The organism is Rhizosphaericola mali (assembly GCF_004337365.2).
Taxonomy (GTDB): Bacteria; Bacteroidota; Bacteroidia; order Chitinophagales; family Chitinophagaceae; genus Rhizosphaericola; species Rhizosphaericola mali.
Map to the genome: position 1 here is coordinate 244,145 of NZ_CP044016.1, position 17,862 is coordinate 262,006.

Below are 17,862 nucleotides of genomic sequence, written 5' to 3' on the forward strand. Positions count from 1 at the left end.
TGTTTTTTCAAATATATACAATTGCAATTATAAATGAAACGATTAGAATACAAACAATTATCTAATCAAAACGATGGTTCCTTTTTTATTGATATCATGCCCATTATAATCTTCTCCACTTGCCTCATATATAAAAGTGCTGCCTGAAGGCTGTTGCTGACCGTTCATTAATCCATTCCACCCTGTCCCTATTTGTGTCGTGTAAAATACTAATTGGCCCCACCTGTTATATATCTTGAAATAATTAAATTTTTTAATTCCAACTAAAATGGGTCTGCTGATATCATTTTTTCCGTCTCCATTTGGGGTAAATCCACTAGGAACAAGTATATCGGTTCCTGTTTGAAAAATTGTTATTTTTATATTATCTTCTCCATAACAGCCTTCTTTGGTTTCTGCTTTTACGGTATAATATTGATAATTAATACCTAATGGAAATGTTGCTATAGGTGAGCTAGTGTCACCATTGTCTAGATAGGTTGTAGGAGTCCAAGTAAATATATTGGCACTACTATCGCTAGCAATTGCATTTAATTGTAATGCCTGATTTATAACAACACTTGTATCATTTCCAGCATTGACATAAATTTTCGGTGTGACATGCACTATCGTCGTGTCATATACGTATTTTGTACAATATGCATTAGGGGTTTGTGCTAAAAAAATGTAGCTCGTTGTCGTTAATGGGTTGACTGTAGTACTTAAGGATAGATTAGTACCTGTTAGCCAACGGTAATTTGTTCCATCTGTATTCGCATTTAATTGTACGGAACTTCCATAGCAAATTGTAGTGTCGTCTGAGGATAAACTAATCTTCGGATAGGCAGATGCTAATACATTTATATTTCCTTCTGCATAGCATTTCCCTACATTGGCTGTTAAATGATATAAGTTGGTTTCGATGGATGGAGTCAGATATGGATTTTTGATCAAATAATTATTCAAAGAGTCTTCTCCAGTAGTTGAAGTCCATGTGTATTGTAATGCATTGGAATTTGGATGCAAAGTGACAGTGTCTCCTATACAGGCGGTTGTGTCTATTAGGGATAAACTTACAGCGTCAATTACATTAACTTGCACTGTCGCACTGTCAACACAACCCTTGTCTGAAACGACCACAGTATAAATGGTCGTATCTTTTGGATATGCAATTGGAGATGCGGTTGTATCGTATATAATATTTGTTGTTGGTGTCCATGCAAATGAAGTAGCCTCTTCACTTTTTGCTTGTAATTGCAAACTATCAATACTACAAATTAATGTATCTGTGAAGGGTAAATAAAGGTCAGGTTTGCCATATATATAAACATCCTTGGTAATCGTGCCAGAGCATCCTTTGGTGCTTGTGACATATAATGAAGCCGTAACCGTATCCGGGGAGGAATAGGTATAACTTGGATTTTGTTCTGTGGAGGAATCTACTGTAGTATTTGTATCTCCAAAATTCCATAACCAGGAATTGATAGCTCCATAACTAGCCGTACTTGCATCAGTAAATTGAAATGCAGATTGATAACAACTACCTTTATAGGTAAAATTAGGAAAGAATCCAGGATATACTTTCACACTTGATGTGGTAGAATCTGTACAACCTGCCGTCGTGCTAACTTTTAATTTCAAAGTGTAAGTGCCTGTATCCGCGTAGGTGTATGTTGGTGAGGCTTCTGTAGATGTATCAGTTGCATCATTAGTAACACCAAAATTCCACAAGTAGGAAGAAATATTACTTGCAGAATTTTCATTTTTAAAAGTAAAGCTATAATTGTCACAATTGATATAGGATAACGATAATGTGGCTCCTGCTAATGTACAATTGGATACCTGGATTTGCAATTCCTTTTTGGTAGAATCAATCAATACGCCATTACGATATTCTTTTACCCAAACTGCCACGACATATTCACCAACAGTTGTGGGAGCTGTTCCAGAAATTAAACCAGTATTCGCATCAATAGTAACACCGGATCCCATAGGTTGTGCTCCGCTATAACCTGAGTTGTAAGTCATAGATGGATAAGGTGGACTCGCTGGCGTCGCAGACGAAGTATTAGAACTCGGATTACTAACATTCAAACCATTTCCAAAACTATACACCAATTGATCTCCATCAGTATCAGTCGCTTCAAATGGAATTGAAATAGTTGATCCACTGCAAACGATCGCTGTATCTTGAAACACAAAATTTGGACTATTATTTTCGTAATAAGGATTAGTTGTCGTTCCTCCTGGAATCATTCCATAAATCGTAATTCCTGATGATCCAGAATTAGAAACATTAACCAAATTATCTTGCCGTAGTGCATCTTGCGTTACTAAAACGTACCCTGCAGATATATTACTTAATTCGACTGTAGTGGTATAAGTATATATTTTATAGCAAATGGATGGGGGATTGCTAAGGCAAGCACTAAATGTACCTTTGGTAAGACTATAATTGGTTGTATTATTTATCGTAATTGTTTTTACAGTGGCATTGGTACTAGCATTAAAAATCCCCAATATAACCTTGTCTGTAGGTCCTGTGGTGGTACAACTCACATATAAATAAACGGTAATTGTATATTTGGAAGTGCCAGATGTCGTACCCACACCTATATACGTATAACCAATCCAACCTCCTTTAATATGATGTGCAAAACTGGTGTTTACACTGACAAAGAAGATGAAAATAGTAGCAATAAAACTTAAAAATATTTTTCGAATATATTTAGCCAGAATCAAGTTTTCAATTTTGGATCCAATCTATGTTTTGTTATTCTTATTAAAGTTAATGAATGGATGAATGAATATTTTTCAACGATGAATCTATTTACCGTTCATATAAATATTTAGGAAAATATGCAACGGAGTTTTAAATTTGAAAATCTCTAAAATTTAATTAAGAAATATGAAGATGAAACGTTGGCTATTGGCAATGGCTACATTTGCCTCAGTACATAGTTTTGCACAAGTGACACCTCTGTGGATGCGCTATCCTGCGATCTCTCCAGATGGTTCTACAATTGTATTCGGATATAAGGGGGATTTGTATCGTGTACCTACTGCTGGTGGTACAGCCGTTCCCTTGACTATTAGTGATGCTCAAGATATGATGCCTGTATGGAGCCATGATGGGAAGTCTATTGCATTTGCAAGTGATCGATATGGCAATTTTGATGTGTTTGTAATGTCTGCAATGGGTGGCGCACCTGTGCGTGTTACGACCAATAGTGCAGCCGACTATCCTTATGATTTTACCGTAGATGATAAAAATGTACTTTTCGCATCTTCACGCAATGCTCCTGCTAAAAGTATCAGATTTAGCTACGCTATTTTCAAAAATCTATATACAACTACTATAAATGGTGGTCGTCCGATGTTGGTGACTGCAGCAGGTGCGGATAATGCACATTATAATAATGCTGGCGACAAAATTGTATTTCAAGATGTAAAAGGCTACGAAGATAATTGGCGTAAACATCATACTTCCGCAGTTACCAAAGATATTTGGATATATGATATTCCTGCAAAAACGTACCAAAAAATCAGTGCATTCAAAGGGGAAGATCGCGAACCGTTATTTAATCAGGCAAATGACGCAGTGTATTATTTGAGTGAAAAAAATGGTAATCAAAATTTGTACAAACAAGCATTAAGCGGTGGGCAGATGCAGCAATTGACAGATTTTAAAGATAATCCTGTTCGCCATTTAAGCCGATCCAATGATAATACTTTGGCATTTTCTCAAAATGGAGAAATATATACAATGAAAGAAGGTGGCGCTCCGCAAAAAGTCAATATTCAGATAATGAATGAGACGCGCAACAATACGGTGCAAAATTTTCCAATTATGGGTGGCGTGAGTGAATTTGTCTTGAGTCCAAATGGAAAAGAAATAGCTTATGTCAAAAGAGGAGAAGTATTTGTAAGTAGCGTAGAAGGCAAATTTACCAAACGTATTACGAATACACCGCAACAAGAGCGTATGGTGCAATGGAGTCCAGATGGAAAAACTTTAGTCTATGCAACAGAAAGAGGAAAAAGTTGGGATATCTATCAAGCGACAAAAGCGAAAGCAAATGAACCCTATTTCTTTGCAGCAACTATAATTAAAGAAGAGCCTTTGATCGCTACCGAAAAGGATGAATTTCAACCGAAATATTCCCCAGATGGCAAGACCGTTGCCTATGTTGAAGAGCGTAATATTTTGAAAGTATTTAATTTGAATACCAAAACCTCCAAAACGCTTTTACCTGAAGGACACAACCATAGTTATAGCGATGGAGATTGGGATTTTTCCTGGCGTCCAGATAGCAAATGGTTGATGGTGGATGATCAACGTGGTTATTTTATGGCAAGTAATGCTGCATTGATCAAAGCGGATGGTTCCAAAGAAATTCAATATCCGATTAGTAGTGGCTTTGGTGAAGGTGATGATAAATGGGGCTTGAATGGAAAAATGTTTACCTACGCGAGTGCAAAATTGGGACGTAAATCACTCGCAATGCAAGGAGGCGCAGAGGTTGATATTTACGCTGCATTTTTTGACCAAAAGGACTATGATCGCTATACCTTAAGTAAAGACGACTATGATTTATTATTAGAAACAGAAAAAGGAAATAAAAAAACAGATTCTTCTAAAAAAGAAGAACCAACTATAGATGTCGCTGGCAAAAAATCTACATTCCATAAAGAACCTACGCAATTTAAGGATTTATGGAAAAAAGAAGAATCGCCAATTAACTTAAAAAGTATTGATGAACGTATCGTAAAATTGACGATTAATAGTAGCTCTATTAGTGACTATGCTTTAAATGATGATGCAAGTAAACTATACTATTTGGCTTCATTTGAAAATGGATATGATCTTTGGGTAACTGAACCAAGAACACATGAAACTAAAATTCTTGCGAAATTGGGAGGGAATCCAAGTGGCATTGAAATTTCAAAAGATGGAAAAAGTTTGTTTGTAAGCAATCGTGGTTCTTTGGTAAAAGTCGATGCGAATACTGGAAAATTATCACCTATTTCTATAAATGGAGAAATGTCTTTGGATGCCGAGGGTGAGCGTGTTTATATCTTTGATCATGCTTGGAGACAAGTGAAAAAGAAATTCTATGATCCTACGATTCATGGTATTGATTGGGATGGATATCATGCCAACTATGCAAGATTTTTACCGCATATCAACAATAACTATGATTTTCAAGAATTGTTGAGTGAATTTTTGGGTGAGTTGAATGGCTCTCATACGGGTGGTCGTTTTCGTCCGGTATCCAAAGATGGTGATGCTACTGCGGCACTTGGACTTTTATATGATGAAACGTACAAAGGAAATGGCTTGAAAGTAACGGAGATTATAGTTGGTGGTCCATTTGACAAAGCTTCTACTAAATTACAAGCAGGAGATATTATTACTAAGATTGATGGCGCGTCTATTACTGATTCTGCTGATTGGGCATCTCTGCTAAATAGAAAAGCGGATCAAATTACTTTAGTTTCTATTGCAGGAAAAGGCGATGAATCTATTCGTCCAATTAGCTTAGGTGAAGAATATGGTTTGATGTACAAGCGTTGGACGATTCGCATGGATAAATTGGTGGATAGTTTGAGTGGTGGTAAGATTGGTTATGTTCATGTACAAGGTATGAACGATGGAAGTTTCCGTGAAACTTTCGATCGTGTCATGGGTAAAGAAAGAGAAAAAGAAGCATTGATCGTAGATACACGTTTCAACGGTGGCGGTTGGTTGCATGATGATTTGAATACATTTTTAAGTGGAAAAAATTATCTAAAATATGCACCGCAAGGTCATTTACTCAAAGGTGGAGAGCCAATGACACGTTGGCAAAAACCGAGTTGCGTTGTGATGAGTGAAGGAAACTATAGCGATGCATTTATGTTCCCATATTCATATAAAGAACAAAATTTTGGGAAATTAATTGGTATGCCTGTTGCTGGTACGGGTACGGCAGTTTGGTGGGAAACGCAAATCGACCCTACTTTAATTTTCGGTATTCCGATGGTGGCATCTATAGGTGTAGAAAAGCGTCCAACTGAAAATTTGGAATTAGAACCAGATATTCAAGTTCCATTGAAATATGAAGATTTCTTAAAAGGCGATGATGAACAAATCAAAGCTGCTGTAAAAGAAATGCTTTTAGAAGCTGGCAAATAGAAAATTATAGTTATTGAAAAGCCGTTACCTCAATGTAACGGCTTTTTCTTTTTAAAAGAATTATATTTGTTTTAGTGTTAAAATCGTATTTCTTTTAGTTTAATCTTTCATATGAAATTTTTTCTGACGATTATTTGTTTTTTGTTGTTAAACTTGAATGCGAAAGCTTTCCGCATTTTGGATTCTAGTATTATTGGATTTGACGATATTCAAATGTATTCTGATACATTAAGTAACAAGAGTGTCTGGTCTGCCTATGACGCATTTAATTTGAATTTCTTTGATAATAAAACGCATATTTATAAACTACATAACCATATACCTGATAGTGCGAATACAAAGGACAAATTAGGTGCAGTTTGGACACAAGCTATTTATTGGGATATGGCCATGAATGCCTATAAAAAAGCAATAAAAAATGGAGATAATAAGCGTGCAAAAAAATATAAGTTACTAGTAGATCAAATATATCAAGGTGTGTATGATCATTACGTTCATTTTGATTGGAATAATCAAGATCCTCAAAATGGATGGTTTATTTATGATGATATTATGTGGTGGACAATTTCTTTTTCACGGGCGTATACCCTTTTTCATGATCCGAAATATTTACAACTTGCTGATCAAAGTTTTTGTCGGGTGTGGCATGGTTCCTATCTATTGAAAGATCGTGGATCATATGACAACCTAAATGGAGGGATGTTTTGGAATTGGAATAATATTCATCCTTCGGATAATAGTGATAATGGAAAAATGTCTTGTATTAATTTTCCAACGGTAATCGCTGCATTAACGCTTTACAATATTATACAAACTACGGATATCAAACATCAAAAAAATGATACTAGTGGGTTTGATAAAAATATGAATTATCCTAGATGGCATAGTCGGGCAAATTATCTAAAAGAAGGTATGGAAATATATAAATGGGGCGTGGAAAATCTATTTGATCGTAATACGGGAAAAATCGCTGATAGTCGTCATGGTAAAGATGTGGACTGGACAACTACAATGTATAATCAAGGAACCTTTATCGGAGCCTCGTGTATTTTATACAAAATAACGAATGACTCAGATTATTTAAATAATGCGATTAAAGCGGCGAATTACGCAATGGAAATTATGTCTGCACCTCATGGAATTTTTCCCTTTCGCAAAGGTGAGGAAGAAGGCATTTACACAGCAATCATGGGACAATATTTGCATATGTTGGTTTTTGACTGTGGGCAAAAACAATATCTACCTTGGGTAAGTCGCACGATTGAGGCTGGTTGGAAGACTAAGAATGATAATAATTTGATGTCCAAAGATTATTTGCAAAAGGAAAGTGCTAATATTTCTTGTTATGATGCATCGGGTATTCCAGCTTTGATGTTATTATTTAAATAATCGAAGACTATATTTCTTTATACAAAACAAACTGTCATTGCATTATTGCAAAGACCCTTTGTTTTGTATACTATAAACTTTTAAAACCTCCATCTAATAATAATTCTGCACCTAACATAAAAGATGAATCATCAGAGGCAAGATATAATGCACCTGTGGCAATTTCACTTGGTTGACCTAATCGTTTTACAGGTGTAAAATTCCCCATATTTTCTGCCATTGCTTTTGCTTCTTCTGCTGAGGAAGATATTGAGTTGAATATTGGAGTTTCTATAAGTCCAGGAGATAACACATTTACTCTTATTTTTCTATCTACTAATTCTGCAGAAAAACTTCTTACTAGCGATCGAACTGCTGCTTTTGTTGCTGAATAAGCTGAATGTCCGGGAATTCCTTTATCATTAACGGTAGAGGATAATAAAATGATAGAAGCTCCATCATTCAAATATTGCAATGACTTTTGAACAGTAAAAAATGTTCCTTTGAAATTAATATCACTCGCGTGATCAAATAATGCTTCTGTAAATTCAGATAATGGACTTAAGGGATACACGCCTGCATTTGCAACTAATACATCTATTTTTCCAAATTTTTCACCTACTGTTTTATACAAATATTCGATTTCGTTTAATTTTGAAACGTCTGCCTTGATAGCAATTGCTGTATTTCCTAGTTCTTTGATGGCTTTGTTTAATGCTTCTTGTTTTCGTCCTGTAACAACTACATTGGCTCCTTCTTTCACAAATAATTTCGCTATACTCAATCCAATTCCGCTTGTTCCGCCTGTAATGACTGCTGTTTTGTTTTCTAACTTTTTCATTTTTTCATGATTTTGTTAGTACGAAGTTCCGTCATGTATTACTGCTAATTTGTATATATACTTCCCGAATAGTTGTAAAGACTTCCTTTTATATTAAAGATTTAATGAAGAATCAATTTCCTTAATTCTTATGCAAGTATTAGCTAAGCAGTACTTGTGATATTATAGACACAATCATTTTTGGTTCCTCACTTATGCTTGTTCTAAAAAAAACGTTTAATTTGAGATGGTTGATATTTTATTATTATTTAACTCAAATTCAATATTTTTTATAAGGCTTTCAAATTTATGATCTTTGAATATGTACGTTATGATCCCCTGTGGATTTATGATCATTAAAGTTGGCAGCGTTTGTATCTTATATTTTGTAAATATGCTATTCGACTTTGGGTTGGCTAAGCCATCTTTGTCTAGCAATGTAGTCCATGGTAATTGCTTTACATGATTATTCCATTGTAAGGAATCACTATCACAATATAAGCTCACTAATCTAAAATGATTGTTTGTATTATAGCGTTCAAATAAGACTTTTAATTCTTTTTCAGTTTCTTCACATGGTATACACCATGTCGCAGAAAAACATAAAAGTGTAATATTCCCATTAAAAAAATCACTTGAGTTGATTAACTCATTATTAGCATTTTTCCCTATAAATGTAGGGGCTTCATGATTTAAAAGACTGTGTAGGCGGATATAGTCTTTCAAAAATAAGCCCATAGAGGTTTGTTTTAAATAGTTAGGATAGGCGTTATATATATCTTCGAATGATGAAAAGTTAAAGAGTAATTTGGGGACTTTGAGGTATTTATTTAAAAGTATGGAAGCATAATAAGAAGAGCAATTTTTTAATATAAATAAGGAATCGATTTTTCTCAAGGAATCAATTAAAGCTAATCTGATATTTAAGTTCGTTTGATTATTCGTGTTATCTAAATGTTCGATTTCTTTGATTTTTTGGTTTATCTCATTCTTTTGATATTCTAATTTTCTTTTATCATCTTCAATGTCCGAATTTTTAATTGTAAAATCTGAGGTTTCAGATATCCCTTGAAAGTAAATTTTTTTATTAGGTTCAATATAAAATTGATAGATTTTAAACTTGGAATTCATAGAAATTTTGATCGTTATTAGCTGAGGCTCTGTAATAGTGCCTTTTATTTTAAATCTACCTTTTAGAACTTTGGTTGTAGAATTCAATAATGTTTGACTTGATTTTATAATATAATCAATCGACGAATTAAAATTTTTATCAGAGAAACTACCTATTACCGTGAATGGCATTTCCGAATTTTGCGCCAATGTTAGCCTTGATGTTAGAAGCAAAATAAGAACTATAACCCATTGTTTTCTCATAACTGTAATATGTTGACATTAATTCGATTCTAAGTTAATAAATAATGCACATAAAAATAGTCCATCTGTTGTCAGATGGACTAAACTATAAACCTCATAAGCCGGATTCTGTTCCAACACTATCATTTATCTAGGCCAGACATTACTGTATGGCTCTAACTGCCTACCCTTGATCGTAATTTCCCGAAGGAAATATTCAGACGAGCCGCCTTCGACCGATCATATACATGGCATTGCAGCTCCCGAGGTTTACCCCTGATCCATATTACTATGTACCAGCGTGAGCTCTTACCTCACATTTTCACCCTTACCACATTGCTGTGGCGGTTATTTTCTGTGGCCCTTTCTGTACCTGTTGCCAGATCCCGGCTGTTCACCGGCGGGTTGCTCTATGCTGTCCAGACTTTCCTCCCCGTTACTTAAAACGCAGCGATAGTTCGGGTTTATAGTTCGGCAAAGTTACGAGTAACTTTACTTAGTATTGAAAAAATATTTCTGTCGCACCGTATCCAAATCTAGGATCATATTGATTGATAAAGTTTTTGACTTCTCTTTTTCCTTTGAGTAAATCATGAATCTCATCTTTCAATTTTCCTTTTCCGACTCCATGAATGATGATGAAGCTGGGTAAATGATTTTGATAAGCGAGATCAAACCATTTTTCAAATTCAGTCAATTGCATGGATAATATTTCAAAATTGGTCAAACCTTTCCAACTATTGGTCAATTTTTCAATATGTAGATCCACCACAGAGCGCGGAGAGGGGAGATGCTCGCGTATCGTTTCCGCACTATATTTTATATTAAAACCTTTGGATTTCAAACTAGAAAAATCCAAACCGCCACCTTTCTTTTCACTATCATAATCTTCCGGATCTTTTTCTGGATAGATTTCAAATAATTGATAAGCAATGACAGGTTCGTTTTTTTCTTTTAACTCTTCTACTTTATTGAAAACTTGTTTGCTTTTCAATTTCAGTTGAACGTCAAAAGCTTCTTTCAGTTTTTTCTCAGGACGATTTAAAGAAAACGTAAATTGAAAATTAGGCTTGTCGTTCAAATCCTCAAATTCCATATCATGCAAATAGAAATCCTTGCCTGCTTTTACATCATTGATTAATTCAAAATCCTTGTCGTTTTCAAAAATCTGTTTGTATATAAAATGCAAATCCTTATCACTATGATTGACCAAATACAATTTAAACGACTCGACTACTTCATCATTGAAATCATCCAAATAGAATTTTGGAACCATCGAAAACCATACGCCGTCGTTATTTTTGATATTGGTAACGGGCTTCTTTTCTCTTGGAATTTCATCAATAAATTCCTTCTTTTTCGCCTCTGGAAAAAGTTTTTTTTGCGTAAAACGCTTGAAATAAGGAAAGTCAATCTGATCCAAATACGCGGGGAATTTTACGCCACGTACTTCGATCAATACCATTTCATCATTGATTATTTCAATGACTTTTCCTTCTTCATTACTATGTAAAACTAAAATTTCATCTCCAATCTGATACTTCATACTCTGCAAATTTACACTATGTCCGTAAAGACAAGAAAACCCGGAAAAGTTATTCCGGGTTACAAATTTGTTATTCAAATAAATTTATTGTGCATATTTCTCTTGCCAAGCCAACATGCCACCCGTAAGATTCACAGGACTATAACCTGCTTGTTCTAATATAAGACTTGCTTGTCCGCTGCGATTGCCACTACGACAATACACAACGATTTCTTCATTTTGCCAATCTTCGATATCATCTAATGCCATCATGCGGATTTCTCCCAATGGAACTAAACGACCGCCGATGTTAAATTCTTCATGTTCATCTGGCTCTCTTACATCCAAAAGATTCACTTCTTCTCCGTTATCTAATTTAGCTTTTAATTCTTCTATCGTAATACTATTCATGAGTTTTTATTATTAATATGATTAAACAAATTTTGAGATAAATAACTATACGCCAGGACCATTTTCACCAGGATTTGCATCATTATTTTCTGGTTTTGGGGCATTGGCATCTTGCGCACTTAACCAAACATTGATCGCTTGCCCAGGTTTCATTCTATTTTTTTGGAAACCGTTATTTCTTGGTGGATCTTGTTTAAATATAAATCCTTCATCTTGATTGGTTACATCTGGATTGGCAGTAATTGTGCCGATACTGATATTGAATGTTTGCAAATAATCTCTTGCTTCCGCCAAAGTCATACCTACGATATCAGGTACTTCCATCGTTTCATTTCCTGCACCATTACCCAAAACAAGCAATACACTTGTTCCTACTGGAATAGGTGTGCCAGGCTGAATTTCTGCATTGTTGACCAATTGTTGTTTGACTGCATTTTTAGCTACATCGTTGATGTATTTCGTACCTTCTAATTTCAACCCCAGATTTTGCAATAACAATTGCGCACTCGTTATAGAAAAACCACGCAAATCGGGCATCGAGATCGTCGGCGCTTGTGCTCTATTTACGGTCAAAAAGATCGTTCTTCCTTCTTTTACCAAAGCATCTGCGTCTGGAGATTCTTTTAATACAGAAGATTTTGGAATACTATCGATATAAACAGAATCCTGTAATGAAACCTTCAATCCTTGGCTTTCCAATATCTGTACAGCTTCTGCAGTAGATTTACCTACGACATCCGGTACTTTTTTGATATCATCATGTTTGGTAATTGATGCCAATGACATGAAAAACAATGCAAAACAAGCACTTATGATCGCAATGGCGACCAAAAGATTTACCCAAAAGGGTCTTGTTGTAATAAATCTAAACACTATTTTATATTAAAATGAGCGATATTTTGTTCAATATTAATGCAAATATTCCAAAAACTACACCAAAGCTTCTTCAATCAATGCGGTATAGAAATCTTTTAAAGACCATTTCATTGCGGCTAATTGCTGTGGAACCAAACTTGCTGCTGTCTGTCCAGGTACGGTATTTACCTCCAACAAATAAGGTTCGTCTTTGGTTTCGTTATAAATGAAATCAATGCGAATAATACCTTTGCAATTTAAAAGTTGATACACTTTTTTAGCTGTTTCTTGGACTTTTTGCGTCATGTGCTCGCTGGCGTCCGCTGGCGTAACTTCCAAATCTTTACCATGATATTTTGCCTCAAAATCGAAGAAATTCATTCCTTCTGGTTTGAGTATTTCTGTCATGGGAAGTGTGATAATTTCTCCTTTGGTTTTCAATACGCCAATGGTGAATTCACGACCTTTGATAAATTCTTCAATTAAAACTTGATCATCAACTGCAAATGCTTTATCGATCGCCGCTTGAATATCTTCCGGATGTTTGGATTCCAATTTGGACATACCAATACTTGAACCGCCATTATTTGGTTTCACAAATAATGGAAAGTGCATTTTTTTGATATCGTCGATATTGTAAGCTTGACCTTTGAATAAAATAGCAGATTTCGCTACATGGATACCTCCAAATGAAGCTACTGCAACCGTAAATCTTTTATTAAATGTCAATGCAGATGTGGTCGTATCACAGCTTGTATAAGGCACTCCCATCAAATCAAGATAGCCTTGCAATTTTCCATCTTCACCTGGAGTTCCGTGAATAACTAATAATGCGGCATCAAATTTTACGGTTTTACCTTCTTTTTGTACGGTAAAATGACTTTTATCCACAGGCAATCTCACTCCTTCGGTAGGTATATAATACCAACCATCTGGTGTAATATCGATTTTGTATACATCAAATAAATCCCTGTCAATATTTTGTTCTACAGTTTTGGCACTTTCATAGCTGATCTGCGCTTCACCGCTAAATCCGCCAGTAACAAAAGCAATTTGCTTTTTCAAGTTGGTAAGTTTTAAATATTAAATTATTGGTGTAATTTATCTTTTTTCGCCATCAATTCGTCCACTGTTTCCTCGTACATTTCATCTGGAACGCAACAATCTACTGGGCAAACCGCAGCGCATTGAGGTTCTTCATGGAAACCTTGACATTCTGTACATTTATTAGGAACGATATAATACATATCATCGCTGATCGGAGAGAAAGTTTCATTGGCATCGACGATCGTGCCATCCATCAAAGTATAGCTTCCAGATACTTCTGTACCGTCAGCAATTTTCCATTCTACACCACCTTCATATATCGCGTTGTTAGGACATTCTGGCTCACAAGCACCACAATTTATACATTCGTCTGTGATTTTGATAGACATATTCGATTATTTTATTCTATTAAAACTAATTTTGCACAAAATTATTGAATTAAGAATGAATCTTCAACAAAGAATTGAGATACTTGTACAATTAGGAAAATATATTCAGGGAAATGATGAGGCGTGGGAAGCAGTAAAACATCGCGCTTTTGTCAGAAATGAATGGTTTACCATCGAAAATACCAATAAAGCAGTTGAAAATATTGCGCGATACTTTTTGCAAAAAGACTTATTGGAAGCTTGGACAAAAGAAAATAATGTTCCGGAAATCTGTGCAAATCCGAAAATTGTAGGATTGGTAGCTGCCGGAAATATTCCATTGGTGGTTTTCCATGATTTCCTTTCCATCTTCATCAGTGGACACAAACAAAGGATTAAATTATCTTCCAAAGACGATGTGCTTTTACCATTTTTGATCCAAAAAATGACCGAATGGAATCCAGAAGTCGCTGAATTTGTGGAAATATCAGAAATGTTGAAAAATTGCGAAGCTTATATTGCTACAGGTAGTAACAACAGTGGACGTTATTTTGATTATTATTTTGGCAAATTTCCCAATATCATTCGCAGAAATCGTACTTCCATAGCTATTTTGGATGGATCCGAGACCGAAGAAGAATTGTTAGCTTTAACTTCGGATATACACGATTATTTTGGTTTGGGTTGTCGCAATGTGACCAAAATATACACACCAAAAGAATATGATTTCGTACCGTTGGTCAATGCATTGAAATCCTACGAACAGCTTTTGGATAATGTGAAATACAAAAACAATTTTGATTACCAATTGGCAATATTGCTTTTGAATAAGAAATTTTATATGAATGGAGGAGCGCTTTTATTAGAGGAAAATCCAACACTATTTGCGCCGCTTAGTGTCGTTCATTATGAATTTTATGAAAATGAGCAATCGCTTTTGGATGAATTGTCAACAAATGAAGACGTGCAAATTATCGTAGGTCATGCAGGAAAAGCATTTGGAATTTCCCAAAAACCAAGTTTATCTGATTATGCAGATGGCGTGAATACTTTGGCGTTTTTGAATGCATTGTAATTTTCTTTTCTCTTGATAGAAAAGAAACAAAAGATCAAGGCGGCAATAAGGCAAATGCTGACGCACCGTAAAAATATACGCTGCAGGCTTTGTTTTATGCTTCGTGTGTTTTTCGGAATTTTATCTCTGACTAAGCATAAAACGCCATTCCGCTACATTTTTATTTTTGCTATTTTGCCGCCAGAGGTTTAGACTTTGAACTTTATGTGAAATTATAGAATACCACTATTGGATGTTCTACATGTCGTTCTTTAGCGAAATGTGAGGTTAAGGCGAAGTAGTGTTTTCGACGTGAATTGGAATAAAACTTTCAAGTTAAAGGTTCCAGTCGAAAATGTACTCGAAGCCGATGCCGAACGGTGCTTTAGCATTCGCATAAGAACGACTTGATCTTTGGGTTACTTTTCCATTCAAGGGAAAAGTAACATTAAACAAGGAATATAGAAGTTTTTGAAATTGTAAGATCTAATTTTTATCTACGAATGAATTCGTAAAAGTTCTGTTAATCCTTTTCAGAATCCTTTTTTGTAAAAAATTACTTAGGATATTTGTTAAGGATTAATTCTTAAACAGAAAAATACGAAAAGATGAATACAAACTTTAAAAACATTTGCTTGATTATTGGAGTCAGTGCTGTGACTACTGTATCAAGTGTTTGGGGTTATGGTAAATGGCATGAAAGCCAATATGCTGGCATGCAAGATACAAGCTCCGTACCATTTAACTATGCAAGTTTCAAAGAGGGAAATGGTGTCGCTCCAGGACAAATAGATTTTACTGCAGCAGCAACTGCTGCTACTCCCGCAGTAGTACATATTAAAGTAAAAATTAAATCAAAAGCTACCCAAAGAAGTCAAAGTGATCCATTCGGAGATTTATTCGGAGATCCATTTGGAGGTTTGTTTGGCAGTCCACAAGCGCAAACTCCAAGAGATCAAAAGGCGAGTGGTAGTGGTGTTTTGATTAGTAAAGATGGTTATATCGTTACTAATAATCACGTGGTTGATGGTGCTACGGAAATCAAAGTTACGCTTGCAAATAAAAAATCTTATACTGCAAAATTGGTCGGTAAAGATGCAAATAGTGACTTAGCCGTTTTGAAAATTGATGGTGGTAGCAATTTCCCCTATATCGTTTATGGCAATAGTGATGATGTAAGATTGGGACAATGGGTATTAGCAATTGGTTATCCTTTGAATTTGGATGTAACTGTAACTGCTGGTATCGTAAGTGCGAAATCTCGTTCTATTGGTTTGACTAAGGGACAAGCTCCTGTAGATAGTTATATCCAAACAGATGCCGCTGTAAATCCTGGTAATAGTGGTGGTGCATTGGTAAATACGGAAGGTCAATTGATCGGTATTAATGCTGCGATCGCATCTCCAACAGGCTCTTATGCGGGTTATTCTTATGCTATTCCTGTAAATATTGTAAAGAAAACGATCAACGATTTGATCAAATATGGTGCTGTGCAAAGAGGATATTTAGGTATCACTTATAGTCCAATGCAAGATGATGATGATTTGAAAAAAGAATTGGGTATCAAAGGTGACGTAGATGGCGTTTACGTGAGTGACGTTCAAGCAGACGGTGCAGCAAAATCTGCTGGTATTCAAAAAGGTGATATTATTACCAAATTAGATGGAGAAGTTATTAGTGGACCTTCTGACTTGACGGCTTATATCGCTGGTCACAAACCAGGTGATAAAATCAGTACAACCTACTTGAGAGGTGGTAAGACAAATACAACTTCCGTTACGTTGAAGAGTAGTGCAGGTACTTTAGCTGCGACATCCAAATCTTCTATAGACAAATTGGGTGGAGATTTCACTACGTTGGATGAAGCAACAGCTCGCAAAAATAATGTTAGAGGTGGGGTCGTCGTATCTAAATTGGGTAATGGTGCGTTGAGTAATACGAGAATGCAAGAAGGTTTCGTAATACTTTCTGTAAATGATCAAACTGTATTGAAAGTAGATGATTTGAAAAAAATAATCAATGCTGCTAGTGGTACAGTGACTATTAGAGGTTTCTATCCTGGTGATGAACATTTGTATGGTTATACAATTGATCTTTCTGGTGATAATTCTAATAATTCCAATAGCAACAATGGTACTACAGAAGATGATGATTAATTAAAGCCCTAGTTCAAATATATATCCCTCTTAATTTCCGAATTAAGGGGGATTTTTTTATATATTTAGGACATCAATTAATCTATTAAACACTTTACTATTTATGAAAAAAACACTCAAATTATTGGCGATTACCCTTTTCCCAATAGTTGGATTTGCGCAAAAAGACAGTATCTCTCAATTACGCTCGGAAATAGCAACACTGCAATCACAGTATGGACAACTTAATACACGAGTTCATCAATTGGAGGAAAAGATCCCTTATTATGTAAATGCATTAAAACTCCAACAATCTCCAGTCGTACAAGAACAAGAAGGTGTGGAAGTTCGTCTTACTTCTGCCGAATTTTCTGAGCAAAATAAATCTTTGGATGTGAGCGGTATCATTACTGTAAAAAAAGAGGGGTTGAGAGATTTTCATGTGAATACAATGACGTTGAAATGTATGTATCCCGATGGAAAAATGTTTAGTACGTATACTATAAATAATAATGATAAACAATTTGGAAGTGTTATGCCTGTTGTGACAGACATTCCCTATGCATTTACAATACATTTTGAAAAAATGGAAAAAACTCCCCAATTAGCAGCATTACAATTCGGAATAGAGATTACTGCATCTGCTAATATGCAATCAAAACTTTTAAATTATACTTACAAAGGCGTACCGGTAGAATGGAAATAATTACATAAGTATATTCATACAAAAATGTCCAACAAAATTGTTGGACATTTTTGTTTTAAAAGA

13 protein-coding genes and 1 other RNA gene are annotated in these 17,862 nt (G+C 35.2%); 5 read left to right on the plus strand and 9 right to left on the minus strand.

Features of this window, described 5'->3' with window-relative positions; all coding sequences use genetic code 11:
- Positions 1-57: 57 nt before the first annotated feature.
- Positions 58-2,721, minus strand: a complete 2,664-nt coding sequence (locus E0W69_RS20735; RefSeq protein ID WP_131328176.1) for a PKD domain-containing protein — start codon at positions 2,719-2,721, stop codon at positions 58-60.
- A 172-nt stretch (positions 2,722-2,893) separates the two neighbouring features.
- Between E0W69_RS20735 and E0W69_RS01020 the strand changes: the two genes are divergently transcribed.
- Entirely contained in the window at positions 2,894-6,157 is a 3,264-nt protein-coding gene (locus E0W69_RS01020; protein ID WP_131328177.1) for a S41 family peptidase, read from the plus strand.
- A gap of 111 nt (positions 6,158-6,268) precedes the next feature.
- The gene (locus tag E0W69_RS01025) at positions 6,269-7,546 is read left to right on the plus strand and encodes a glycoside hydrolase family 76 protein (protein WP_225321354.1); all 1,278 of its coding nucleotides are present in this window, start codon (positions 6,269-6,271) and stop codon (positions 7,544-7,546) included.
- Between the two features lie 70 nt (positions 7,547-7,616).
- Here E0W69_RS01025 and E0W69_RS01030 read toward each other — a convergent pair whose 3' ends face one another.
- The 8 genes from E0W69_RS01030 to E0W69_RS01065 form a co-directional block, all read right to left on the minus strand.
- Positions 7,617-8,366 carry a glucose 1-dehydrogenase gene (locus tag E0W69_RS01030; protein ID WP_131328178.1) on the minus strand — a complete coding sequence of 250 codons (750 nt, stop codon included), beginning with the start codon at positions 8,364-8,366 and terminating at the stop codon, positions 7,617-7,619.
- Positions 8,367-8,582: 216 nt separating this feature from the next.
- A complete protein-coding gene (locus E0W69_RS01035) occupies positions 8,583-9,719 on the minus strand; it encodes a TlpA family protein disulfide reductase (protein ID WP_131328179.1) in 1,137 nt (378 codons plus the stop codon).
- Between the two features lie 81 nt (positions 9,720-9,800).
- Positions 9,801-10,168: RNase P RNA component class A (gene rnpB, locus E0W69_RS01040), an RNA gene on the minus strand.
- 26 nt (positions 10,169-10,194) lie between these two features.
- Positions 10,195-11,244 (minus strand): Smr/MutS family protein, encoded by a 1,050-nt coding sequence (locus E0W69_RS01045; protein WP_131328180.1) that lies wholly within the window; start codon positions 11,242-11,244, stop codon positions 10,195-10,197.
- An 84-nt stretch (positions 11,245-11,328) separates the two neighbouring features.
- Positions 11,329-11,634, minus strand: a complete 306-nt coding sequence (locus tag E0W69_RS01050; RefSeq protein ID WP_131328181.1) for a rhodanese-like domain-containing protein — start codon at positions 11,632-11,634, stop codon at positions 11,329-11,331.
- A 45-nt stretch (positions 11,635-11,679) separates the two neighbouring features.
- Positions 11,680-12,507 carry a PASTA domain-containing protein gene (locus E0W69_RS01055; RefSeq protein WP_131328182.1) on the minus strand — a complete coding sequence of 276 codons (828 nt, stop codon included), beginning with the start codon at positions 12,505-12,507 and terminating at the stop codon, positions 11,680-11,682.
- 57 nt (positions 12,508-12,564) lie between these two features.
- Positions 12,565-13,554 (minus strand): D-alanine--D-alanine ligase, encoded by a 990-nt coding sequence (locus E0W69_RS01060; protein ID WP_131328183.1) that lies wholly within the window; start codon positions 13,552-13,554, stop codon positions 12,565-12,567.
- Positions 13,555-13,577: 23 nt separating this feature from the next.
- A complete protein-coding gene (locus E0W69_RS01065; RefSeq protein ID WP_131328184.1) occupies positions 13,578-13,925 on the minus strand; it encodes a 4Fe-4S dicluster domain-containing protein in 348 nt (115 codons plus the stop codon).
- Positions 13,926-13,980: 55 nt separating this feature from the next.
- Here E0W69_RS01065 and E0W69_RS01070 point away from each other — a divergent pair, with 55 nt between their 5' ends.
- The 3 genes from E0W69_RS01070 (at position 13,981) to E0W69_RS01080 (ending at position 17,799) form a co-directional block, all read left to right on the plus strand.
- Positions 13,981-14,979, plus strand: coding sequence for an acyl-CoA reductase (locus E0W69_RS01070; RefSeq protein ID WP_131328185.1), 999 nt, complete (start codon positions 13,981-13,983; stop codon positions 14,977-14,979).
- A 587-nt stretch (positions 14,980-15,566) separates the two neighbouring features.
- Positions 15,567-17,114 (plus strand): Do family serine endopeptidase, encoded by a 1,548-nt coding sequence (locus E0W69_RS01075; RefSeq protein WP_131328186.1) that lies wholly within the window; start codon positions 15,567-15,569, stop codon positions 17,112-17,114.
- 103 nt (positions 17,115-17,217) lie between these two features.
- The gene (locus E0W69_RS01080) at positions 17,218-17,799 is read left to right on the plus strand and encodes a hypothetical protein (protein ID WP_131328187.1); all 582 of its coding nucleotides are present in this window, start codon (positions 17,218-17,220) and stop codon (positions 17,797-17,799) included.
- Positions 17,800-17,862 lie beyond the last annotated feature (63 nt).